Source organism: Exiguobacterium sp. B2(2022) (assembly GCF_028823655.1).
In the GTDB taxonomy this organism is placed as follows: Bacteria; Bacillota; Bacilli; order Exiguobacteriales; family Exiguobacteriaceae; genus Exiguobacterium; species Exiguobacterium aestuarii_A.
This window is the reverse complement of record NZ_JAPEHX010000001.1, coordinates 66,605-92,196: the sequence shown is the minus strand read 5'-3', so window position 1 is coordinate 92,196 and position 25,592 is coordinate 66,605. Positions and strand designations below refer to the sequence as shown.

The 25,592-nt window shown below is 48.0% G+C and carries 18 protein-coding genes and 1 pseudogene; all 19 read right to left on the bottom strand.

Features of this window, described 5'->3' with window-relative positions:
* Window positions 1-116 precede the first annotated feature (116 nt).
* Window positions 117-836, bottom strand: a complete 720-nt coding sequence (locus tag ON063_RS00480) for a GntR family transcriptional regulator (protein ID WP_074034655.1) — start codon at window positions 834-836, stop codon at window positions 117-119.
* 403 nt (window positions 837-1,239) lie between these two features.
* Window positions 1,240-3,444 (bottom strand): FtsK/SpoIIIE family DNA translocase, encoded by a 2,205-nt coding sequence (locus ON063_RS00475; RefSeq protein WP_274663878.1) that lies wholly within the window; start codon window positions 3,442-3,444, stop codon window positions 1,240-1,242.
* Between the two features lie 62 nt (window positions 3,445-3,506).
* A complete protein-coding gene (locus ON063_RS00470; RefSeq protein ID WP_074034657.1) occupies window positions 3,507-5,174 on the bottom strand; it encodes a ribonuclease J in 1,668 nt (555 codons plus the stop codon).
* Between the two features lie 94 nt (window positions 5,175-5,268).
* Complete coding sequence (locus tag ON063_RS00465; RefSeq protein ID WP_274663877.1) at window positions 5,269-5,922, bottom strand: M15 family metallopeptidase; 654 nt, start codon at window positions 5,920-5,922, stop codon at window positions 5,269-5,271.
* A complete protein-coding gene (locus ON063_RS00460) occupies window positions 5,919-7,172 on the bottom strand; it encodes a lipid II:glycine glycyltransferase FemX (protein WP_274663876.1) in 1,254 nt (417 codons plus the stop codon). The genes ON063_RS00465 and ON063_RS00460 overlap by 4 nt, the downstream gene beginning before the upstream one ends.
* 3 nt (window positions 7,173-7,175) lie before the next feature.
* Complete coding sequence (locus ON063_RS00455; RefSeq protein ID WP_274663875.1) at window positions 7,176-8,636, bottom strand: UDP-N-acetylmuramoyl-L-alanyl-D-glutamate--2,6-diaminopimelate ligase; 1,461 nt, start codon at window positions 8,634-8,636, stop codon at window positions 7,176-7,178.
* Window positions 8,637-8,720: 84 nt separating this feature from the next.
* Window positions 8,721-9,938: a M16 family metallopeptidase gene (locus ON063_RS00450; RefSeq protein ID WP_274663874.1), complete on the bottom strand. Its 1,218-nt coding sequence runs from the start codon at window positions 9,936-9,938 to the stop codon at window positions 8,721-8,723.
* A 51-nt stretch (window positions 9,939-9,989) separates the two neighbouring features.
* A complete protein-coding gene (gene pnp, locus ON063_RS00445; protein ID WP_214691847.1) occupies window positions 9,990-12,206 on the bottom strand; it encodes a polyribonucleotide nucleotidyltransferase in 2,217 nt (738 codons plus the stop codon).
* 130 nt (window positions 12,207-12,336) lie between these two features.
* Window positions 12,337-12,606, bottom strand: a complete 270-nt coding sequence (rpsO, locus tag ON063_RS00440; protein ID WP_074034662.1) for a 30S ribosomal protein S15 — start codon at window positions 12,604-12,606, stop codon at window positions 12,337-12,339.
* Window positions 12,607-12,730: 124 nt separating this feature from the next.
* The gene (locus tag ON063_RS00435; protein WP_274663873.1) at window positions 12,731-13,657 is read right to left on the bottom strand and encodes a bifunctional riboflavin kinase/FAD synthetase; all 927 of its coding nucleotides are present in this window, start codon (window positions 13,655-13,657) and stop codon (window positions 12,731-12,733) included.
* A gap of 16 nt (window positions 13,658-13,673) precedes the next feature.
* Window positions 13,674-14,588 (bottom strand): tRNA pseudouridine(55) synthase TruB, encoded by a 915-nt coding sequence (gene truB, locus ON063_RS00430; RefSeq protein WP_274663872.1) that lies wholly within the window; start codon window positions 14,586-14,588, stop codon window positions 13,674-13,676.
* Between the two features lie 42 nt (window positions 14,589-14,630).
* Entirely contained in the window at window positions 14,631-14,978 is a 348-nt protein-coding gene (gene rbfA, locus ON063_RS00425; RefSeq protein ID WP_015881430.1) for a 30S ribosome-binding factor RbfA, read from the bottom strand.
* A gap of 18 nt (window positions 14,979-14,996) precedes the next feature.
* Window positions 14,997-17,198 (bottom strand): translation initiation factor IF-2, encoded by a 2,202-nt coding sequence (gene infB / locus ON063_RS00420; protein ID WP_274663871.1) that lies wholly within the window; start codon window positions 17,196-17,198, stop codon window positions 14,997-14,999.
* Between the two features lie 21 nt (window positions 17,199-17,219).
* Window positions 17,220-17,516, bottom strand: a complete 297-nt coding sequence (locus tag ON063_RS00415) for a YlxQ family RNA-binding protein (protein ID WP_015881428.1) — start codon at window positions 17,514-17,516, stop codon at window positions 17,220-17,222.
* Window positions 17,513-17,788: an RNase P modulator RnpM gene (gene rnpM, locus ON063_RS00410; protein ID WP_214875499.1), complete on the bottom strand. Its 276-nt coding sequence runs from the start codon at window positions 17,786-17,788 to the stop codon at window positions 17,513-17,515. The genes ON063_RS00415 and rnpM overlap by 4 nt, the downstream gene beginning before the upstream one ends.
* Window positions 17,785-18,948, bottom strand: coding sequence for a transcription termination factor NusA (gene nusA / locus ON063_RS00405; protein WP_214691843.1), 1,164 nt, complete (start codon window positions 18,946-18,948; stop codon window positions 17,785-17,787). The genes rnpM and nusA overlap by 4 nt, the downstream gene beginning before the upstream one ends.
* A 14-nt stretch (window positions 18,949-18,962) precedes the next feature.
* Window positions 18,963-19,439 (bottom strand): ribosome maturation factor RimP, encoded by a 477-nt coding sequence (gene rimP, locus ON063_RS00400; protein ID WP_193343250.1) that lies wholly within the window; start codon window positions 19,437-19,439, stop codon window positions 18,963-18,965.
* Between the two features lie 113 nt (window positions 19,440-19,552).
* Window positions 19,553-23,814, bottom strand: a pseudogene (locus ON063_RS00395) (PolC-type DNA polymerase III).
* 74 nt (window positions 23,815-23,888) lie between these two features.
* Complete coding sequence (locus tag ON063_RS00390; RefSeq protein WP_274663883.1) at window positions 23,889-25,589, bottom strand: proline--tRNA ligase; 1,701 nt, start codon at window positions 25,587-25,589, stop codon at window positions 23,889-23,891.
* Window positions 25,590-25,592: the final 3 nt, after the last annotated feature.

The following is a 25,592-nucleotide window of genomic DNA, read 5'->3' as shown; positions in this document are numbered from 1 at the left end:
CCCCTTTCGGTTCATAACAAATTTTGTTGTCATGTTATCAGTAGTCTTTACACCGGTATAAGAAAGCGCTTTCACGCTGTTCCCCAAAAATAACTCTTCCGTCAAAAACTGTTCGGTTACACTCGTTTACGTACAACGTGGAAGTCGAATCGATCTGCTCGGAAAAAGTTGGCCGAATCGAGCAATGGTAAATCACTCTCATCGTAATGCAATTGTTTTAAAGCGAGTAACGGTTGGTCCGTCTGAAGTTGTGACGAAATTTCAGAGCTGACACTCGGTTCGATGTGCGTGATCGCGTATGCGACTCGACGTCCTACCTCTTTTTCGAGAGAGTCAAACAAAGACTTTCCTTCAGTCAATGCCTCAGGATTTGAGACGAGATGGGCCGGCACTTTGTCGACACAATAAACGACCGGTGTGTCATCCGCATATCGAATTCGAACAATCCGATAAATCGGTGAGTTCGGCTCAATCTTGAGACGCTCGGCTTCTCTCTCTGTTGCCAACACTTTCTCGGCCACCAATACTTTCGTTCCTGGTGTCATTTTTGCGCGTGTGATCATATCAGTGACACTGAACAACTCTTCAATTCCTGACGTGAATGGCGGTTTAGAACTAATAAATGTCCCTACTCCATGTTTTCGCACGACAAATTTCTCATCTTCGAGAATTCTTAGCGCTTCACGAAGTGTCGCTCGACTTACTCCGAGTTGCTTTGAAAGCTCGAACTCTGAAGGTAATTTCTCACCTTCACGATAGACACCAGCGTCGATATCTTGCTTAATTTTCTCAATCACTCGAAGATAGAGCAATCGATGATCGAGCTTAATCGACATTGGCCTCACCACCTTTAATTTACTTACCAGTGCTCAGACATCTGACGTATGAATGTCCTTGCCAATATTAAGTATAGGGATTCGAGAATTAGAACGCAATAGTTTTTGTTCGGAATCAAGGAAATATTTTAAAAAACCATCTCCAACCGTACCTCTGAGTCCATTTTACCCATTTCGATTCAGTTTGAAAAACTTTTGTAAAATGTAAACGTTATTAAAAAAATGTAAGCGTTTCAGTCGTTTTTAAAAGTATGTACTAATAAACGTTATAGGACATATGTGCTATATTACATTTATATTATAGCGAACCTCTCTGATTTGCGCGAATATTTCCATATCGTAGAAAAAGGAATAAAAAACGAACGATTGTATATCAATGTATACAATCGTTCGTTTTTTGAATTTATTCATCTTGTTCATGAATTAATACTTTCCGTGGTTTCGAACCTTCTGACGGACCTACGTATCCCGCCTCTTCAAGCGAGTCAATCAAACGCGCTGCCCGATTATACCCGATTCGAAATCTTCGTTGAATCATCGAGGTCGAAGCCGTTTCCTGGGTAACGATGAATTGAATGACTTCTCCGAACAATGAATCGTCCGAGTCAATCGTCGTCACTTCTTCTTCTTTCGGCATCATCGCTTCTACGTACTGCGCACGTTGCTGTGCGATGACGTGATTAACGACCGTTTCGACTTCTTGATCGGAGACGAACGCTCCTTGGACACGCACCGGCTTGTTCATCCCATTAGCAAGCATGAGCATGTCGCCACGCCCAAGCAGTTTTTCTGCTCCTCCTCCGTCCAAGATTGTACGGGAATCGGTTTGTGAGGAGACCGCAAATGCGATGCGAGACGGGATGTTTGCTTTGATGACCCCTGTAATGACGTCAACCGACGGACGTTGTGTCGCCAGTACCATATGAATCCCGGCTGCCCGTGCCATTTGAGCGAGTCGCATGATAGCGTCCTCAACATCATTTGAAGCGACCATCATCAAATCTGCCAACTCATCGACAATGACGACGATGAAGGGTAGACGTTTTGCATCCTCATCATCGGACTTATCGACGAGCTCATTGTATCCTTCAATGTTACGGACACCATATCGACTGAACAGCTCATATCGTCTTTCCATCTCGGCAACGACTTGTTTCAATGCCTGGGCTGCCTTTTTCGGATCTGTGACAACAGGCGTCAACAAATGCGGCACACCATTATAAACATTGAGTTCGACCATTTTCGGGTCAATCATCATGAGACGGACCTCATCCGGGCGAGAACGCATCAAGATGGATACAATCATCCCGTTGATACAGACTGATTTACCGGAACCTGTCGACCCTGCCACGAGTAAGTGTGGCATTTTGTTTAGTGAGATGCCAACAGTCTCGCCACTAATGCTTCGTCCGAGTGCAACGAGCAGTTTTGAATCGTCTTGTTTCACTGGGTCTGCCTCAAGCACTTCACGAAGACTGACTGGAGCGACTTCCTGGTTCGGTACCTCGATACCAATCGCAGCCTTTCCTGGAATTGGTGCTTCGATTCGAATATCTTTCGCGGCAAGCGCAAGTGCGAGATCATCGCTAAGCGACGTGATTCGACTGACCTTCACACCGATGTCCGGCTGTAACTCATACTTCGTGACCGTCGGACCAAGGTGAATTTTCAATACTTTCACCCCTACACCAAACGACTTTAATGTTTTCACCAATTTAGCGGCATTCTCTTTTAAACGCGCATTTTCTCCGGATAAATCGGTGATCACCGGTTCCTTCAGATTCGTGAAAGGCGGGAGCTCATACGTGTCTGAGACGTCTTGCGCCGCGGTCATCATCATCTCCTCGGTCGAGATTGATTCATCCGTTTCCGTAGACGACTCCTTTTTAGGCTCCTCTTTTTTCTCCGCGACAACTTTCTCACTGAATCCGACGATTGGGATGTCATTCATCGTGACCACATCTGATTCTGACTCCACCTCTAAATCGGCTTCTGCGAGCATCGGCTCAGGCGATGGTTTTCGCGACCGCTTCGGTTCTTGATTTTGCTTGTTGTCTTGTTTTTTTTCTGTTTTCGGTCTCGATTGCCATTCTTTTTTCACGGCCATTACGGATTCCTCTAGGCGATGATAGATGGTTCCCCAAATCGTTGGGACATAGAGGGAAACACCGAGGATAAAACAGACGACGCCTAAAAAGATGAGACCAAAATCAGAAAATAAGTATTGGTTTAACCCATAAAGTGCACCGTTGACCCCACCGCGCTCATCTCCCCAAAGTAAATCTCCAAACAGTAGAAATGAGGCGGTCATACTGAGCAGTCCAGCTCGCTCCATCGGCTTCATCGGTTTTAATACAATCCATAACAAGATGGCAATCATCAAATATGTGAGCGCACCCCAGCCACCAAACAGGTATTCGGACAAATCAGATAGTTGCCGACCAATCCATCCAAAATCGAACAAGGCAAATACGAATGCGACGATGGAAAGAACGAAAATTCCCCATCCATATGTACGTGGCGCAATCGGCTGTTTTTTCCGTTTTCTCGTGTTGCGCGTTGTTGGTCGCTTCCGCTTCACGGGTGTTTTTCTCGTTTTTTGAGCCACTTTTAGTTCCTCCTAAAAAAAGAAGGCAAAAGTCAGATGACTTTTGCCTCACTCTCATTCCATTAAATCTCCATGATGATCGGCAAGATCATCGGACGACGTTTCGTCTGCTCGAATAAGAAGACGCTAAGTCGCTCGCGGATATTTGATTTCAATTCGGTCCAATCACTGCCAGCTTGCAGACTCTTTTCAATCTGTTTCGTGACAATACGGTTTGCCTCTGAAATCATTTCTTCCGACTCGCGCATATACACAAATCCACGTGAGATGAGTTCAGGTCCTGAAATCAATTTCTTCTGTTTCCGATTCAATGTGACCACGCAAAGCACGACCCCATCTTGTGACAACAAACGACGGTCTCGTAAGACGATGTTCCCGACGTCACCGACGCCAATCCCATCAATCAATACGTTACCCGCAGGAACTTTTCGGCTCATCCGGGCTTTTCGACCCGTGAACTCGACGACATCTCCTTTTTCGACGATGAAGATGTTGTTCGGTTTGACACCTACTTGTTCAGCGAGCTTCGAGTGTGCCATTTGCATCCGGTATTCCCCGTGAATCGGTAAGAAGTATTTCGGTTTGACGAGGTTGAGCATCAACTTCAACTCTTCTGCCGAACCGTGTCCGGATACGTGAACTTTACGTTGGTTGTAAATGACGTTTGCCCCAGAACGGAACAATAAGTCAATCGTTTTCGAAACCGACTTTTCATTACCTGGAATCGGTGTCGCCGCAATGACGACTGTATCGTTTAAGCGAATATTCACTTGCTTATGCGCGTTACGTGCCATACGCGTCAACGCAGCCATCGGCTCTCCTTGAGATCCCGTCGTCAAGATAACGACTTTGTTATCAGGAAGACGATTTACTTGCGACAACTCGACAAGTGTCTTCGCTTTGAAACGTAAGTAGTTTAATTTTTGTGCGACTTCGACGATGTTGACCATACTGCGACCAACGACCGCGACTTTACGGTCATTCGCTTCTGCGGCTGCAAAGACTTGCTGTAAACGATGAACGTTCGACGCGAATGACGCCACAATGACACGACCTTCGGCTTGATAGATCACATCGTTCAACTCAGCGCCGACAATCGATTCTGAACCAGTTTGACCTGGACGCTCTGCGTTTGTCGAATCAGAAAGTAACGCGAGTACACCGCGCTGTCCAATCGCAGCCAACTTGTTGAAGTCGGATTGTTTCCCGTCGACTGGCGTATAATCAAACTTGAAGTCTCCGGTATGGACGATCGCACCTTGAGATGTTTGAATACAAACACCGACACAGTCGGGAATCGAGTGATTGACGCGGAAGAACGTGACGAGATGATCAGCGATAGTCAATTTCGTTTTGGCATCAATCATGCGAAGGTCGACTTCTTTCAATAAACCGGCCTCTTTTAATTTCAGTTCAATTAACCCAAGAGTCAATTTTGTCCCGTATACCGGAACGTGTTTTAAATCGCGTAGGACGTAGCTGAGTCCACCAATATGGTCTTCGTGACCGTGTGTGATGAAAATCGCTCGAACGCGATCCTTGTTTTCTTTTAAATAAGTGATGTCTGGGATGACGATATCAATCCCGAGCATCTCATCGCCTGGAAACATGAGACCGGCATCGATGACGAAGATGTCGTCGTCTAGCTCCACGACGTACATGTTCTTTCCGATTTCGCCTACGCCTCCAAGCGCAAAGACGCTAATATTCTCTGTCTTCTTTTTTGACACTAACAAAAACCTCCTAAATGTTTCATATTCTGTTTCGTCCCTTATCGCTACTGAATATTGTATCGGAAAACGGCTTCATTGCCAACATTTCCGTTCAATCTAGTAGAGGTTTTAGTGTATCGGCAAGCGGTGCGACCGCTTCTTTGTCCGGGCGTTTCCCTTCGACGAGTTGTCGGATGGACAAGCCAAAGTCCATCTGGAGGTGCGGATAGTCAGGGAATGAGTTCCAGTCCCCACCCCATTCAAAACCAAGCGCCTTCCCTAATTCTCCGAGCTCTTGCCAATCTGGTACATCGTTACGATTACGGTCCGTACTTAACTCGTAGTCCGTTTTGTTGTCATGGATGATGACAAAGTCGACTGCAAGTCCATAATTATGATAGCTCTGACCAGCTTTTGCGTTCGTCACGACTTGTCCAGGTTTAGACCGACCTTGCGCATATAATGCGTTCTGTTCTTTTGCTGAACGGTATCCTGATGTCAATCGTACTTCGAGACCGAGACAAGAATGAGCCAATCGCACAAAGGTCGCTCCCCGTTCCGCAACTTGCGGATGAAGGCGGTCGAAATCAATATTGGTTCTTGCCAAAATTGTACTTTCTGCCTCAAGGTCCCGCACACACATGTCCGCTTCAAACGTCGGCTCATCCACCCATGGTACAGGTTGAGGTTGCATATAAAAGTAAGCCAGCACAATCCCAATCAAGAAGGCGACCATCGCGAGTGATAATACGCCGGTCCACCTCATCTTCTTAACCGTTTACGCAGCCCTTTTAGGATTGGCAATCCTTTTTCAAGTGCGATATAGAGTGGACGATTCAAGACGAGGTCGAACTCTCCGACTTTCTCAATCATGTCACTCCCCCATCCGGACTTGAAGGCATAGAGACCCGCGTATTCATCATCTGGGTCTGTGCTGCCTGAGACACCGCCGAAGTCATATCGTTCGGCTCCGCTCTCTTTCGCCGCTTGCATCATCGTCCACTGCATCAAATGGTTCGGCATGAATTCACGGAACTCATTCGATGAGGCACCATATAAGTAATAAGAACGTCGTCCCGCAAGTGTCAATAGCCCACCTGACAACACGAGTCCATCCGGATAAGTCTTGTTCAGTTCGATGAGCTCAGGTAACGCCTGCTCGGCTTTTTGAATTTGAGCCACCGTCTGTTCTTTACGGTTAAGAAGGCTTGTCCGTTTCTTTTCGACCGTCTCCTTCTCTAAACCACGTTCAATCTTTTCCAACTCTTTTTTTGCTTTTTCAAGCGCTGCTTGTTGCTGATCGAGCGCAATTTTCGGTTCGAGCTTTGTCAAAAAGAGTCGTGCATCGTTCGGTTGGAGACAATCATACAGATTTTCAAAATAATCGAGACCTCGAATGGCAAACCCATCACGTTCTCCCGTCACTTTCATGAGGTCGGCAAACGTTTTTAATCCGTCTCGCCCGACTTCTTTACAGACGATACCTTTCTTCTCCGCTAACCGGACGTTATAACGGAATTTATGATGGAATTTCGCAAAGATTTCTTTTTCACTCGGTCGTAAATCTGTCTCCATCGTGAAACGAGGTTGCGCATAGTCAAAGCCACCCCCGTACCCTTTATGATGAAATCCGACGGCTTCCATTTCCGTTAAGAGGCCCGGGATCTCATCGCGGTCGATGTTTGGATCGATTTTGACGACAATCGCCTTGTGATTTGCAGCGACTCGCTTCGTTTCTTTTACAAGTGCCTGGAGAGACGCCACGTCATCATAATCCACTACAAATCCGCGTGGGGCATAACATAACGTATACGGTAATTTCGGCACGCGCTTAAATAACAGTAACGCCGCACCGGTCGTTAAACCGTCACGGGCAACCGCAACGCGCTCAGACGTCCATCCGTTCTGTCGTTTTACATCTCCCCAACTTGATAGTTGTAATAAATCACCACGATCATGTGCTTTGACGAAGTCGTCATGTTCTTTTTCTGTCAACGTAACTGGTTGTACTGCCATAAATCATGCTTCCTCCGTATTCAAAATGGTCGCTCGGGCAATCGCCTCTTCGTCGAGTGGCAATTTCTCGTTTCCGATAATTTGATATTTTTCATGCCCTTTTCCTGCTAACACGATGATATTATCTGGTTTGGCTAAACTTGCCGCGTAACGGACTGCTTCTTCCCGGTCGCCGATTTCCACATAGTTGTCATGTGTCATTCCGGCCGCAATTCCTTTTGTAATCGATTCATATGCTTCGAAACGCGGGTCGTCCGTTGTAATAATGACTGTCCCAGCGTAAGTCGATGCCATCTCACCCATTGCCGGACGTTTTGTCACGTCACGGTTTCCGCCCGTACCGATTAAAAACACAATCTTCTCTTTCGGTACACCGACGAGCGATTTCAAACATTGTTCGATGCCGTCGGGTGTATGGGCATAGTCTGCGTATACGTTGTACCCAGGCACGTCTAGGCGCTGCATGCGTCCTTTGGCTGGATGAATCATTTCAAGCGCTCTAGCGATTTGTTCTAATGAGTATCCTGCTGCGAGGAGGCAACCTGTCGCAAGCAATAAATTATACACGTTAAATCGACCGATAAACTGTACGGTCACCGGTAGGCGTGTGCCTTGATAGTTCAACACAAAGCTCGTTTGAGACAACGTCTGTTCAATCTCTGACGCCATCAAATCGGCCGTTGTGTCGATTCCGTATGTCAACACTTTAGCACCTGTCATCGTCTCATAGAGAGCGCTCTGTGCATCATCCGCATTCAAGACGGCTACCTTCCCGCGTGATGCCATTTGACCGAGTTGAGCGAACAACAATCCCTTTGCGCGTGCATAGTTTTCGAACGTTCCATGGAAATCGAGATGATCGTGCGTCAAATTCGTAAATCCGACAATATCAAAATCCGTACCGATGACACGACCGAGTTCAAGACCGTGTGAAGAGACTTCCATCATGACGTCCGTCACACCTTCATCACGCATTTGTGCCAATAGTTGTTGTAATTCTGAGCTTTGGGGTGTCGTATTCTTGCTCGGTACGACCTTGTCATTGATTCGTACCTCGACGGTGCCAATCAGGCCAGTCGAGTGTCCGAGGACGTCTAGGACATCCCGTAAAATCGTGGTCGTCGTCGTTTTACCATTCGTTCCAGTGATTCCAAACAGTCGCATCTGTTCAGAAGGATACGCATAAAACGCCGAAGCCAAAAGACCGATTGAACGAGAACTATCGCGCACAATCAAGTTCGGAACCGATAGTTCGAGCGGTCGTTCACTGACAACCGCTACGGCCCCTCGTTCCACTGCTTGAGCCGCATATTCATGTCCATCGACCGTATAGCCTTTGATGGCGACAAACAACGTCCCCGGGACAACTTCCCGAGAATCGGTTGTCACGTGAGTCACCACGATGCCTTCAAGATTTGGTTGGTTAATGAGTTGTATCGTCTTCACTAAGTCCGTTAAGTTCAAGTCTTTCCCTTCTTTCACCTGTATCCTATCCAAACTAAAGAATACCTCTTAATCAGTGTAGAGAACTTACAATTCGGTTTCAAGTCACGCTTCGTTTGGGAGGACATATGACTTCGCTGGCTGATGTGTCAACACTTCACGAATCAACGCATTGACCTCATCACGCTTGATTTTCTCCACTTTTTGAATCACTTGTTCAATCGGCTCTACTTCATCAAGTAGTAATAAGTTCCGACCGTTCCGATTCATCCGTGCGCTCGAGCTTTCATTCCCGAGAACGAGCGAACCTTTCAATTGGCGTTTCCCTTTATCGACTTCCTCATCCGTCAATCCTTCTTCGAACAAACGCTTCAATTCTCTTTCTAGAATGACCTCGACTTGGTTTAACGTGTCTGGTGATGTTCCGACATAGATCGTGAACGTCCCGTGATCGGCGAACGTCGTATAGTACGAATAAATCGAATAGGCCAGACCCTCTTCTTCACGAATTGATTGAAACAGTCGTGAGGACATCGTTGCACCGATGGCATTATTCATGAGTGCCAAATGTGGTAAACGATCATCCGTTGCCGAGATGGCTTCATAGTTCCAACAGAGATGTGCTTGCTCTGTCTCCTTACGTTTCGTCAACGTATCATGGAACAGTTCTGGTTGATTGAGTTCTTTCGACGATTCCCTAGAAGGGATGTTGGCAAACCTACGCTTCACTGCCTCCATCAACTCTTCAGAGACATGTCCTGCGATGGAGACGACGATTTCTTCTGCCACGTACCGTTCTTGTAAATAATCGACGAGTTGGTCGCGTGTCAATCGATTGACGCTCTCCTCCGTTCCAAGGATTGGTTGTGCGAGGATATCGTCACGATATGCCGCAACTGCCAATAGCTCATGTACGAGATCTTCAGGTGTATCCTCATACATTTTGATTTCTTCCACGACGACACGTTTCTCTTTTTCGAGTTCTGTCTCATCGAGTACCGAATCAAACAACATGTCCGTCAAGACGTCGAGCGCCATGACCGCATGCTCGTCGAGCGTCTTCACGTAAAAACAAGTATGGTCTTTTGAGGTGAAGGCGTTGACGCTTCCACCAAGTTCATCGAAAAAGGAAGCGATTTCTTTCGCGTTTTTCGTCGATGTTCCTTTAAATAACATATGTTCAATCAAATGACTGATTCCGATGTTTTCAAATGACTCTGTTCGTGTCCCAGCTTTAATAAAGACACCTGTTGACGTACTGCGAGAACCTTCAATCGGTTCGATGATGACGCGGATACCATTTTGTAGTGTCATCCATTCCATATTCTCACTCCTATGAAAAAGGCCATCGCACCAAGACGATGGCCAGAATAATTAATTTGTCGAGCGCGGTGGACGACGGTCCCCGTCACGACGTGGCGGACGGCCTTCACGAGGTGGACGGCTTTCACGTGCAGCCTTCCGTTTCGCTTCATACGCTTCACGCTCTTCAGGAGATAAGCCTTCTAAGATGAGCGCTTTATGCGACGCGTTGACACGACCTTTATCATCGATTTCCGTGACTTTGACTTGAATCGTATCACCGAGCTTCACAACGTCTTCAACGTTTGCGACACGCTCGAGACTGAATTCAGAAACGTGTACGAGTGCATCTTTTCCTTTGAAGAGTTCGACGAACGCGCCGAACTTCTCGATGCGGCGTACCGTTGCATCAAATACTTCGCCGACGACGACTTCGCGAACGATGTCCCCGATCATCTTCATGGCAAGATCAATGCCTTCTTGGTCTGTCGAGGCGATGAACACCGTACCATCTTGTTCGATGTCAATCTTGACGCCTGTTTGGTCGATGATGCTGTTGATCATCTTACCACCTGGTCCAATCACATCACGGATCTTATCCGGATTGATTGTCATCGTCACAATTTTCGGTGCATATTTCGACAATTGTGTACGTGGTGTGTCTAATGTTTCAAGCATATGGTCAAGGATGTGTAGACGACCGACACGTGCCTGCTCAAGCGCTTCTTCTAAGATTTCACGCGTGATTCCAGCAATCTTGATATCCATTTGAAGGGCTGTAATCCCATCTTTCGTTCCGGCAACTTTGAAGTCCATGTCGCCGAGGTGGTCTTCGAGACCTTGAATATCTGTCAAGACCGTGTAGTGCTCCCCTTCCATGATGAGGCCCATGGCAATCCCAGCGACCGGCGCTTTGATTGGTACACCTGCATCCATCAAGGCAAGCGTCGAGCCACAGATTGAAGCTTGTGAACTTGAACCGTTTGATTCAAGTACTTCCGAGACGAGACGAATCGTATACGGGAAGTCTGCTTCTTTTGGAATGATTGGCAAGAGTGCGCGCTCACCAAGTGCCCCGTGACCAATCTCACGACGACCTGGTGCACGGACTGGACGTGCTTCTCCGACCGAGAACGGTGGAAAGTTGTAGTGGTGCATGAAGCGCTTGTTCTCTTCTAAGCCGATTCCGTCGATGATTTGCGCATCGCCGATGACACCGAGTGTTGCGACCGACATGACTTGTGTTTGACCACGTGTGAAGAGACCGACACCGTGTGCGCGTGGAAGCAATCCGACTTCTGATGCGAGCGGACGGATGACATCTGGGCGACGACCGTCTGGACGGACTTTGTCGACCGTGATCAAGCGACGGACTTCATCTTTGACGAATTTGTTCAAGATGCCCGAAACTTCACCAAGTTTCGACGGCTCATCAGCAAGGCGCTCTTCATACATCGCCACGTATTTCGCAATCACTTCGTTGATTGCTTCATCGCGGGCATGTTTTTCTTCCACTTGAACCGCTTCAACGATTTCAGGACGAGCTGCTTCAAGCTCTGCTGTGAGTGCCTCATCGTATTTCGAGACCGTATATTCAAACTTCGGTTTGCCGACTGCATCAACAATCTCTTGTTGGAACGCAATCAAACGCTTGATCTCTTCATGTCCAAACAAGATCGACTCAAGCATGACATCTTCTGGTACTTCGTTCGCGCCAGCTTCAACCATGTTGATGGCAGTCGATGTACCTGCAACTTGAAGCTCAAGATCCGTTTTCTCCATTTGAGCTGTCGTTGGGTTGACGACGAATTCGCCATCAACACGTCCGACCGTCACACCTGCGATTGGACCATCGAACGGTACATCTGAGATCGAAAGTGCGATTGACGTTCCGAGCATTCCCGCCATCTCCGCCGAGCAATCTGGATCGTTCGACATGACATAAATCATGACTTGAATGTCATGACGGAATCCATCTGGGAAGAGTGGACGAATTGGACGGTCGATGAGACGTGATGTCAAAATCGCATTTTCCCCCGGACGTCCTTCACGGCGAAGGAATCCTCCTGGAATTTTACCTACCGAGTAAAGTTTCTCCTCATAGTTGACCGTCAATGGGAAAAAGTCTAAATCTTTTGGTGCTTTTGAAGCCGTTACTGTCGCAAGGACGACCGTGTCACCATAGCGAACGAGCGCCGAGCCATTTGCTTGCTTCGCAAGTTGACCGACCTCTACAGACAATGGGCGTCCGCCCCACTCTGTAGAGAATACTTGTTTCGTACCTAACATGTACATTCTCCTCTCAAACCTTATCTAGTTTATTATGTAACTCTATCTTACGAATGTCTAATCATTTTCCTCTTAACAAACAAGAAACGGACTAGGACGTTGTCCCAGCCCGTTAAACAGTCTCGATCGATTAACGACGGAGACCGAGGCGTTGAATCAATTCACGGTAGCGCGTAACGTCCTTGTTACGAAGGTACGTAAGCAAGTTACGACGACGTCCAACCATTTTCAAGAGACCGCGACGTGAGTGGTGGTCTTTCTTGTGTGTACGAAGGTGAGCGTTCAATGTGTTGATTTGTTCAGTCAACACTGCCACTTGTACTTCCGGTGAACCAGTGTCACCTTGTTTAGTCGCGTATTCCGCGATAATTTCGTTTTTACGTTCTTTTGAGAGTGCCATTGCCTCTCCACCTCCATTTAATTAAAAATTGCCGCGTTGCCGAGCCGGCGTTGGTGAATCGACCAGCCAAGCGAAACGGTGTACTTTGCGTACTTGACAAGGATAGCGTAACCGCAACCGAAAGTCAAGATAGGATTGAGCGTGCCGATACCTCATCCTGTTTCAGTTGAGCGACCAATGCATCTAACCCATCGAACGCTCGCTCGTTACGAATATACTGAACCCACTCGATTTCGATCACTTGCCCGTACAAATCCTCCGAAAAGTCAAAGAGGTGGCTTTCGACAGAGACTGCTCCCGTCTCATAAAACGTCGGACGACGCCCAACGTTGGTCATCGCCTCGAACGTCCGACCATCAGGGAGCGTGACACGTGTCGCATACACGCCGAGTCGTGGCATGACGTATGAGGCGTCCATCAACACGTTTGCTGTCGGGAACCCGATTGTACGCCCTCTCGCATCTCCGTGAATGACTTCACCGCAGATGACATAAGGGGCACCGAGTAACTCTTGAGCCGCGTCAACGTGGCCTTCAGCCAATAATTTACGAATTCGCGTCGATGAAACCTTCTCTCCATCCATCGTCTGTTCTGTAACAATGGACGTCGTGAACTGATCGCGAGAATGGTATGGGAGTGTCTCCATCGTCCCTTCACCGAACTTGCCGTACGAGTAATCAAATCCTGCCGTCACGTGTACGGCTCCAGCAGCAATCAAATAATCGTCGACAAACTGTTGAGGAGATAATCCAGCCAACTCTTTCGTAAAGGTCAAGACGAGACATCGCTCGACCCCGAGCGCTTCGATTCGTTTCAATTTTCGGGATAGCGGTGTGATATAACGGACCGCGTCGGGTTTGTTTGAGAGTACTTGTTTCGGGTGTGGGTCGAACGTGACGACCGTCACCGGAAGGTTATGCTCCGCCGCAACACGCTTCGCATGATTGATCACGGCTTGATGCCCTTTATGAACACCGTCAAAAAAACCGAGTACCATGACCGATGGATACAGGTCAGGCGTTTCTGGATAGGTGAGATGTCTTGTTTCCATACTGTCAATTTCCCCCTTAGTCGATGGCCAGCATGACCTCGACTGTAGCGTCTGTCGTTCCATCTTGTCTTCGATATAAAGCAAGAGGGATTCCTTCTTCATTATAGACAGTAAATAACTCAAATTCGAGCGAAACGCCGTTCAGCTTGCCACCATTCCGAATATACCGTTCTCGATTCTTTGGAATCGTGATGGCTGGCCAACGTTTGATGACCTCTTCGAGTGGGATGACATGCGCCAATCGTTCTTCGACCGTCTCTAATGCCTGTAACTGTTCGAGGGATACAGCGTTCGCTTCTTCGAATGAGCCGGAACTCGTGCGTCTCAGCTCGCTCATATGAGCAGGGTAACCGAGTTTCTCCCCGATTTGTACGGCGAGCGTACGAATGTACGTCCCTTTTCCGCAATCGATTTCCATTTGGAAACGACATACTCCTTCTTCAAACGTTAACTCGCTCGTCCGCTCCAGACGGTGAATCTCGACCATCCGACGGGGGCGTTCCACGGTTTGACCTTTGCGGGCGTACTCATACAGTTTCTTCCCATTGACCTTGACCGCTGAATAATAAGGTGGAATCTGTTCAATCGTTCCGATCAATTGCTGCATCGCTTCATCAATCTGTGACTCGTCCAACTCATTCGGTGTGACTGTCTTCTGTTCTACGACCTCGCCATGAGCGTCCTCGGTCATAGTGGCCGTCCCGATTGTCACCTCGGCCACGTAACGCTTGCCCTCATCCGTGATAAAACGAGATAACTTTGTGGCACGTCCTAAACAGATTGGTAATACGCCTGTCACTTCCGGGTCAAGCGTGCCCGTATGACCCACTTTTTTCGTTTGAAACAACTTTCGTAACTTGAACACGCAGTCATGACTCGTCATGCCTCGGTCCTTATCGAGTACAAGCACTCCGTTCGGTTCCAACTTCATCCCTCCATACAAAAAAGGGAGAACGATGTCTCCCCTTTCAAATTATTGGTCTTTGTTCAAATCACGAATCAATGAATCGATATGGCTACCATATGCGACCGAAGAATCGTATTCAAACGAGATTTCTGGTGTTTTACGAAGACGGATGCGGTTCCCGATTTCGCGACGGATAAATCCTTTCGCTTTGTCGAGACCTGCTTGCGTTTCTGCTTTCACATCTTCCTCATCACCGAGCACCGTATAGTAGACCGTTGCTTGTTGTAAGTCCCCTGTCACATCAACGCTCGTAATTGTAGCGTTCTTTGTACGTGGGTCACTCACTTCCCGTAACAAGACATCTGTAATCTCTTTACGCATTTGCTCGGCAACACGTTGGGCACGAATTTTCATACGTGATCCCTCCTCACATTATTTCCGTTCGACTTCTTTCATGACGAACGCTTCAATAACATCTTCTACTTTGATGTCATCAAATTTCTCTACTTTAATCCCACACTCATAACCAGTCGCAACTTCTTTTACGTCATCTTTGAAGCGGCGAAGCGTATCGAGCTTGCCTTCATATACGACGATTCCGTTACGAATGACACGGACACCAGCGTCACGTGTGATTTTACCTTCAGTCACATAACAACCTGCAATCGTACCGACTTTCGATACTTTGAAGACGTCACGGACTTCGACTTGACCAGTGATTTCTTCGACGAACTCAGGGTCAAGCATCCCTTTCATCGCGCTCTCGATTTCTTCGATCGCGTTGTAGATGATGCGGTGGAGACGCATCTCAACATTTTCCTGTTCAGCCATCGAACGGGCGTTACCGTCAGGACGTACGTTGAAACCGATGATGACGGCGTTCGCAGCTGATGCGAGAATGACGTCACCTTCTGTGATGGCACCGACACCTTGGTGAACGATGTTAACTTTGACGCCTTCGACATCAATCTTGCGAAGTGAACCAGCCAATGCTTCAGCTGAACCTTGTACGTCTGCTTTAATGATGACGTTCAAGTCTTTCACTTCACCTTCTTGAATACGGCTGAACAAATCGTCAAGGCTGACTTTCGCTGATTCACGGCGTTGTGACTCGAGATAACGTTGGTAACGTTTTTCCCCGATTGCACGTGCTTTCTTCTCATCTTCAAACACGATGAACTGATCACCGGCTTGTGGGACATCGTTCAAACCTGTGATTTCAATCGGTGTAGATGGACCGACTTGTTTCACACGACGACCGATGTCGTTGACCATTGCACGGACGCGACCGAACGTGCTACCGACAACGATTGGGTCACCGATACGAAGCGTACCGTGTTGAACGAGAAGCGTTGCAACAGGTCCACGACCTTTGTCGAGTTTTGCTTCGATGACTGATCCACGAGCTGGCATGTCTGGCGTCGACTTGTATTCTTCGACTTCAGATACGAGAAGAATCATCTCGAGCAACTCATCGATTCCTTCACCTTTAATCGCAGAGATCGGAACGAAAATCGTTTCGCCGCCCCACTCTTCCGGAATGAGACCGAACTCTGTCAACTCTTGTTTGACACGGTCAGGGTTTGCCCCTTCTTTGTCCATTTTGTTGACCGCAACGATGATTGGAACGTTCGCTGCTTTCGCGTGCGAGATCGCTTCCTCTGTTTGTGGCATGACGCCATCGTCAGCCGCAACGACGATGATGGCGATATCTGTCACTTCCGCACCACGTGCACGCATCGTTGTGAACGCCGCGTGACCTGGCGTATCGAGGAATGTGATTTTCTTGTCGTTTACAGACACTTGGTACGCACCGATATGCTGCGTGATCCCACCCGCTTCTCCTGCAACGACTTTCGTGTTACGAATCGAGTCAAGGAGTGTCGTTTTACCGTGGTCGACGTGACCCATGATTGTAACGACCGCTGGGCGCTCTTCAAGATCATATTGTGAGAAGTCAATCTCAACTGTTTCGAAGTCTGTCTCATCGACGACGACTTCCTTTTCTACTTCAAAACCAAACTCTGAAGCGAGCAACTCGATTGTTTCGTCATCGAGTGTCTGGTTGATTGTCGCCATCACACCAAGACCCATCAACTTCATGATGATTTCGTTTGGTTTTTTGTTCATTTTCTCTGCGAGGTCAGAGACACTGAGCACATCCTCATACTTGATGACGTTCCCCATCTCTGCTTCTTGAGCGAGACGAGCCGCTTTACGCTGACTTGTCTTCGAATTTGGATCGGCTTCTTGTGGCACAGCCGCTTTTACCGGCTTGCCTTTACCTTTCCCTTTTCCACGTTTTTTATTGCGTGGATCGTTGTTGCGGTTGTCGTTACGATTTTGACCACCGCGGTTGTTTTGACCGCCACGGTTTTGTTGCGTCGTTTGCGGACGTGACTGTTCTTTTTTCTCTTGTTTCGGCTCGTTCGAAGTTGAAGTCGCTTTCGCTTCAGCTTGCTTCTCAGCACGATATTTTTCTGGATTGAACACACGGTCCAACTGTTTGACTGTCTCATCATCGAGGACGGCCATGTGGTTTTTCACCGGTTTGTTCAATTTTTCTAGTTGAGTAATGACTTGCTTACTCGTTACATTCTGTTCTTTTGCAAATTCATAGACGCGTTTTCCCAAAGCATCCACCTCCGTTAATAGTTAAGAGAGAAGTTGCTTAAGCTTGTTCGCAAATCCGGATTCTGTCACCGATACGACGACACGCATATCTTTACCGAGTGCAGCACCGATTGTATAGCGATCGCTCACTTCAATCAGCGGCACTTGATAAGATGCACACTTGTCGGTGACTCGTTTTTTCGTCGAGGCACCTGCATCTCCGGCTAGAATAACCAGCTTGGCACGACCCGCTCGCACATCCTTTAATACAAACTCTTCTCCCATCGTTACTTTCCTTGCTCGAGCGGCAAGGCCTAACAATGATTCCCACTGACTCATGATTCGTCACCTGCGGCAGCTTTCAACTGCTCATACAAGTCATCGCTCGTTTTCACTTTCAAATGATGATCGAGCGTCCGTTTTTTCTCTGCTTGACGAACAACATCGATATCTTTTGATAAGTAGGCACCGCGACCGTTCACTTTACCCGTCTGATCGATGACCACGTCACCTTCAGGCGTTCGAACGACACGAATCAATTCTTTCTTTGGGAGCATTTCTTGTGTGACCACACACTTACGCAAAGGAAGTTTCTTTTGCTTCATGGTCATTCCTCTTCTTTCACCACAGCTGTTTCAACTGAAGCATCTGATAAGTCTTGTTCAACTTCATTTTGAACAATTTCTGGTTCTGATTCAACTTTTTCAGCGAACGTATCGAACAAATCGAGTGCTTCCGCATCTGTCTCGCTCTTAATGTCGATTTTCCAACCAGTCAATTTCGCTGCGAGACGAGCGTTTTGACCACGTTTTCCAATCGCGAGTGACAATTGGTAGTCCGGTACGACGACTGTCGTCGACTTCGCAGGCTCATTGACATAGACGGCAACGACTTGCGCCGGGCTGAGTGCGTTTCGAACGAACTCTTTCGGGTCTTCAGACCAGCGAACGATATCGATTTTCTCACCGTTTAACTCGTCGACGATTGTTTGGACACGTTGTCCTTTCGGTCCAACACATGCGCCGACCGGGTCAACGATATCCGAGTGCACAGCAATTTTCGAACGGTCACCTGCTTCACGCGATACAGACATGACATCGACTGTTCCGTTTGAAATCTCAGGTACTTCAAGCTCGAACAAACGGCGCAAAAGTCCCGGATGCGTACGCGACACTTGAATCGCAGCACCTGAACCTTTTGTCGTCGAATCAACTTTCGTCACGTATACCTTGATTCGGTCGTGAATCTGATACGACTCGTTCGGCATTTGTTCGTTCGGAGTGAGGACTGCTTCGATATTGTTCTCAAGACCGATATACAAGTTGCGCGGGTCAAAACGCTCCACAATCCCTGTCATGATCTCGTCTTCTTTATCTGCGAAGTGGTTGTAGATGCGTTCACGCTCCGCTTCACGCATCTTCTGCGTCACGACTTGTTTCGCCGTCATCGCTGCGACACGTCCGAAATCACTTGGTGTGACTTCTTCTTTATGGAAATCACCGAGCTCATAGTTCGGGTCGATTTCATGTGCTTCCTCAAGCGAGAGCTGTTGGTCTGGTTGTGTGAGACGTTCGACGACTTCTAAAAGTGCGTAGACACGAATGTCTCCTGTCACCTGGTCGAATTCGACTTTCACATGCTCGTTCGGGTTCGCGACGTTTCGGCGATATGCAGAAATGAGCGCTTGTTCGAGAGCGTCGATAATAATATTTTTGTCAATTCCTTTTTCTTTGGCAATCTGATCGATTGTAGTGAGTAATTGTGGACCCATCTTCTTCCCTCTCCTTAACTAAACGTGACCGCTAAGCGGGCTTGTGCAATTTTGTCTACCGGTAGCGATACCGCTTTTTTTCTCGTCTTGATGCGTGTCTCGATCACGACCGTTTCCCCATCATATGCCGTCAAAATTCCTTCAAACTCTTTGGCACCATCGATCGGAGCGAACGTTTTCATGTAGACGTTTTTGCCTACAGCACGTTCGAAATCACTCGGCTTTTTCAGCGGACGCTCCGCACCAGGACTCGAGACATCAAGATAATAAGCCTGTTCAATCGGATCGGTTTCGTTCAGTTTTTCCGAGAGTTGTTCATTGATATTGACGCAATCGTCTAAATCGACGCCCCCTGGTTTATCGATATAAACGCGCAAGAACCAGTCTGGACCTTCTTTTACGAATTCCACATCGACCAATTCCATGTTTTCTCGTTCGACGATTGGCAACGCAATCGATTCAACGACTTCTGTTATTTTGGACACTCTCATCCCTCCTTCTGGCTTTTACATACAAGAAAGGAGTAGGGTTCCCTACTCCTTTCCGTCGTAGTATCCAACTTTGTTCGATACCAATATATCATATTTTCCCGACAAATCGCAACTTACACCCCAAAATCAAAGAATGAGAGTTGGTTCTCATCAGGCAAGCCTTCAAGACATTTCATCGTATCAAGTGTCTCGATGACCGTTTTCGACAACTTCGCTCGTTTGCGTAAATCTTCTTTCGAAAGGAACTGTCCTTCCTCCCTCGCTTCGACAATCGCTTTTGCCGCATTCGTCCCGAGCCCATCGACCGCATTGAATGGAGGAATCAACGTATTGTCCTCAATCAAGAACTCTGTCGCGCTTGAACGATACAAGTCGATGTTTTGGAACTTCATGCCCCGCTCAAGCATCTCAAGGGCAAGTTCGAGGACCGTATGCAGTCCTTTATCTTTCGCTGTCGCATCGAAGCCTTTTTCCCGAATATCCGACATCGCTTTACGGACGGCTTGAGGGCCTTTGATCATTGCAGATAAGTCAAAGTCTCCGGCGCGCACGGTGAAGTAGGTCGCATAGTACAGGATAGGATGATGCACTTTGAAATACGCGATCCGGACGGCCATCAAGACGTATGCCGTCGCGTGCGCTTTCGGGAACATGTATTTGATCTTCTTACAAGAAGAAATATACCATTCCGGCACGTCGTTCTCTCGCATCTCTGACTCCATCTCGTCTGTGAGACCTTTTCCTTTACGGACGGACTCCATGATTTTGAAGGCGAACGATGGTTCGAGCCCTGCGTAAATCAAGTAGACCATGATGTCATCACGACAACCGATAACGTCTTTCAGTTCACACGTCCCGTTATAAATCAGTTCGTTCGCGTTTCCAAGCCACACATCCGTCCCGTGAGACAGACCTGAAATCTGAACGAGCTCCGAGAACGTGGACGGTTTCGTCTCTTCAAGCATCTGACGGACGAACTTCGTCCCAAACTCAGGAATCCCGAGTGTGCCGGTTTTCGACTCAATCTGTTCCGGTGTCACTCCGAGTACTTCTGGCGAGGAGAAAATTTTCATGACGGTCGGATCATCTGTCGGAATCGTTTTCGGATCGATCCCGGATAAGTCTTGGAGCATCCGAATGACGGTCGGGTCATCGTGCCCGAGAATATCGAGCTTCAATAAGTTGTCATGGATGGAATGGAAGTCGAAGTGTGTCGTCTTCCATTCAGACGAATTGTCATCCGCGGGATATTGAATCGGTGAGATGTCCGCGATGTCCATATAGTCAGGGACAACGATGATTCCACCCGGGTGCTGCCCCGTCGTCCGTTTCACGCCGGTGACCCCGGAGACGAGACGATCGACCTCCGCGTTTCGATAAATCTTGTCGTTCTCGGTCGCATATCCTTTCACGTACCCATATGCCGTCTTATCGGCAATCGTTCCGATCGTACCGGCACGATATACATATTCTTCTCCGAACAATACCTTTGTATAAGCGTGGGCATGTGGTTGATATTCACCCGAGAAGTTCAAATCGATATCTGGTACTTTGTCCCCTTTGAATCCAAGGAACGTTTCGAACGGAATATCATGTCCATCTTTTGTATACCATGTGCCACATTCCGGACACTCTTTGTCCGGTAAGTCATATCCCGAACCGACAGACCCGTCGTTGAAGAAGTGCGAATGTTGACAGTTTGGACAGACGTAGTGCGGCGGTAGCGGGTTGACCTCGGTGATCTCTGTCATCGTAGCGACGAGACTCGACCCGACCGACCCACGCGACCCGACCAAGTACCCATCGTCTAGAGATTTCTTAACGAGTTTATGTGAGATCAAGTAGATGACCGCGAATCCATGGCCGATGATCGATTTCAATTCTTTTTCTAGACGTGCCTCAACGATCTCAGGAAGCTCATCTCCATAAATCGAACGGGCCATATCGTAGCTCATATTCCGAACCTCGTCATCCGCGCCTTCAATTTTGGGCGTATATAAGTCATCCGGGATGATTTGGATTGATTCGATTTGATCGGCAATCGCATTCGGGTTCGTGATGACGATTTCACGTGCCAAGTCGTCACCTAGAAACTTGAATTCTTCCATCATTTCCTTTGTCGTCCGGAAGTGGGCATGTGGCAACTCTTTACGTGTATTGATGAAGTTCGCCCCACCTTGGGTACGAATCAAGATCTCACGATACGAACGGTCGGACCGGTCCAGATAGTGCACATTTCCTGTCGCACATACCGGCAACTCGGCTTTCTCCGCGACACGGATGATTCGTTTGATGATCTCACGGAGCTCCATCTCATTCGCGACAATCTCTTTATCAATCAAATGGTGATAGAAAACGACATCATCTTCTCGAGCTCATCATCCGACTTGTTCAAAGCAGCGTCAAAAATCTCACCATTGTCACAAGCCGAACCAATCAATAGTCCTTCACGACGCTTCACGAGCTCTGACCGCGGCATCCGTGCCATCCGATACAAATAATCGATATGAGAGAGTGAAATGAGTTCATATAGGTGACGAAGTCCCGGCTTTTTATTTTTCGCATAAATCGTCGCATGGAACGGACGAATCTTCGACACGTCACTCCCGACTTTGGCGTTCAACGAGCGATGCGTCGTCATCTCAAACATCTGTTTGGCGAGGTCGAGAAGTTTCATCAATAAATACGCTGTCGCTTCCGCGTCATAAATCGCACGGTGATGCTGAGTCAATTCGATATCGAATCGCTTCGCAAGCGTGTTTAGTCGGTGATTCTTCAAGGTCGGCATCAACGTACGAGCCAGCTCGAGTGTATCGATGACCGGATAATCATCCGGTTCATGACCTCCGCTCCGAAGTGTCGCCTCGAGGAAGCCCATGTCGAACGATGCGTTATGGGCGACGAGGATACTGTCACCACACCATTCGACGAACTGTTTCGTGATGACTTCTGGGTCAGGTTGTCCTTGCACCATGTCATCCGTGATTCCCGTCAACTCGATTGTCGTCGCCGACAACGCATGTTTCGGGTCAGCGAACGCCTCAAAGCGGTCGATAATCTCTCCGTCCTTGATTTTGACACCTGCGAGCTCGATGATTTTATTGTAGACGGCAGAAAGTCCCGTCGTCTCGACGTCAAAGACGACGTATGTTGCATCATCTAATGACACATCACTTGGATGATATGCGACCGGGACGCCATCATTGACGACGTTCGCCTCGACTCCGTACAACACTTTGATGTCGTTTTTCTTCCCGGCATAATACGCTTCCGGGAACGCTTGGACACCAGCATGGTCGGTGATGGCAATCGCACGATGTCCCCACTTAGCGGCACGCGCGACGAGAGCGGACACGTTCGTGACTGCGTCCATTTGACTCATCTGTGTATGTGCGTGGAGTTCGACCCGTTTCTCACCTTCCCACTCATCTCGGGGTGGCTCGACTTTCACTTCTTGGAGTTGCGACGCCATCATGCATAGTTCACGCATGAACGAATCATCCTCGACTCGTCCTGCCGTTTGAATCCACATGCCCTTCTTGACGGCACTGAGCATCCGATCGTCATCGTCATCGCGCGCAAACACTTTCACGATGAGCGAATCGGTGTAGTCGGTCATTTTGAAAGTGAATAGCTTTTTCCCACTCTTCAGCTCTTTTCGCTCCGCAGAGAAGACGAGACCACGAATCGCGACGCGGCGCTCTTCTTCGATGATCGTCTTGATTGGGACAATCTCATCTTTAATGAGCGCACCCATCCGAATCTCTGTGATTGGCTCGTCATTCGTTTCCGTCGCTTTAGCGAATTGTGCCGCAAGCGCCATTTTCGCTTGCTCGATATCTTCTTGTACCACTTGTTCACGTAAAGCCTGACTGGCTTCGGCGTCTTCAGAAAAGTGTGCCTGACACGGTTTTTTCGTGAACCCATAAGCGCTATAGAGCGCTTGGACTTCTTGACAGAGCTCTTTGTCCACATAGCTCGCCTCAGGTCCAGAGCGTACCGGGATCAACAATTTATTCTGTTCAAATCGCGGTGAGACCGATCCGAAATAGCTTCGCATCGCTCCGGACACTTGACTCAATTCACTAACGATTCGTGGCCAGTAGTCGATATAGTCCTGCTCGCTCCCACCTTTTGCTGTCGAGAACCGCGCGTACACTTCATCAGCGAACGTCGCGTACCGATTTTCTAACCGACTCATGAACAATTGATGGACCTCGTACGGTAAGACTGTAGGAAATGTAAAATAAAACGTCCACGTGCGTCGTTTTTTATTGACGACGAGTCGTGAGAGTTCCGCTTCGTCGAACAAGTCTGTCTCAGTCGTGATCCCAAGATCACTTAATAATAGTTGCATCTTTTGATTTGCTTCCACGGGTCCGTCTTTCCCCCTTTATGCCAATTCGACAAATGAAGGTGACCGCTTACGCTGTCACCTTCATCCATTAATTAATGAACTTCGCTAAATTTTGAAGTGATGACTTGTTTCAATTCGTCGATTGAAGTTTCAATCACTTCGCCTGTGGCACGTACTTTTACTTCAACGATTCCTTCACCGGCTTTTTTCCCGACGTTGACGCGAATCGGAAGACCGATCAAGTCTGCATCGGCAAATTTGACGCCCGCTCGTTCTTTTCGATCATCGAACAAGACATCGTACGTTTGGCCGAGCTCTTCATAAAGACGATTTGCAAGTTCAACTTGCGCCTCATCTTTCGTGTTGATTGCAATCAAATGAAGATCGAACGGCGCCACGTTTCGTGGCCAGATGATTCCACGATCGTCATGATGTTGTTCGACGATGGCAGAAAGTGTCCGTGACACACCGATTCCATAGCAACCCATGATGAGTGGTTCAGCACGACCTTCTTCGTTTAAGAATGTCGCTCCCATCGCCTCTGAATAACGTGTCCCAAGTTTGAAGACTTGTCCGACTTCGATTCCGCGAGCGAAACGAACAGGACCCGACTCGTCAGGTGCTAAATCGCCTTCGACGACGAAACGTAAATCATGATAAGTCAATTCTCCTAAGTCACGCTCAGCATTTACGCCTGTGTAGTGCGTGTTTGCTTCGTTCGCTCCACAAACAGCGTCCACGAGATACTTGACCGCATAGTCGGCAACGACTTTAACTGGCGCATGGATTGGTCCGAGCGTACCTGGTGCACACTTGAACAACTCGACGATTCTTGCCTCATCTTCGAGTTGAATATCGAGTCCACCGAGTGCGTTCTTCACTTTGACCTCGTTCGCTTCGTGGTCGCCACGGACGATTGCCATCACCGTCTCTCCATCCACATTGAATAGGACAGATTTGATGGTCGTCTTTGGATCGACGTTCAAGAATTTTGCCACATCTTCAATCGTGCGATTTTCTTCCGTGTCCACTTTTTCGAGAGGACGTACGTCAGCTTGTTGCATCTCATAACGGTCGAGTGTTTCTGCCATTTCAATGTTCGCCGCATAGTTCGATGAATCGGTATAAACAATCGTGTCTTCACCGATATCAGCGAGCGCTTGGAATTCGTGCGTATCTTTCCCGCCGATTGCTCCAGAGTCTGCGACGACCGGACGATACTTAAGACCTGTGCGGTCAAAGATGCGTGAGTACGCGTTATACATGTTTGTATATTCTTCGTCTAAGTCTTCTTGTGTCGCGTGGAATGAGTATGCATCCTTCATCAAGAACTCACGTCCTCGAAGCAATCCAAAGCGCGGACGACGTTCATCGCGATACTTCGTTTGAATCTGATACAAGTTCATCGGAAGTTTTTTATACGAGTTGAGCTCGTCTCGGACGATTGATGTGATCAATTCTTCGTGTGTCGCACCGAGTGCGAAGCGACGGTCATGGCGGTCAGTCAAGCGCATCAACTCAGGACCATAAATGCCCCAACGTCCTGTCTCTTCCCAAAGTTCTGCCGGTTGGATGGCCGGCATCAATAACTCTTGTGCACCCGCACGATTCATCTCTTCACGGATGATTGTTTGGATGTTGTGTAACACTTTATGTCCGAGTGGAAGATAAGAATAGATTCCTGCCGCATTTTGACGGATGAATCCTCCACGGACGAGAAGTTGGTGGCTGACCGCTTCCGCGTCAGCCGGTACTTCTCTCAATGTAGGCATGAGCAATCTAGATTGTTTCATACA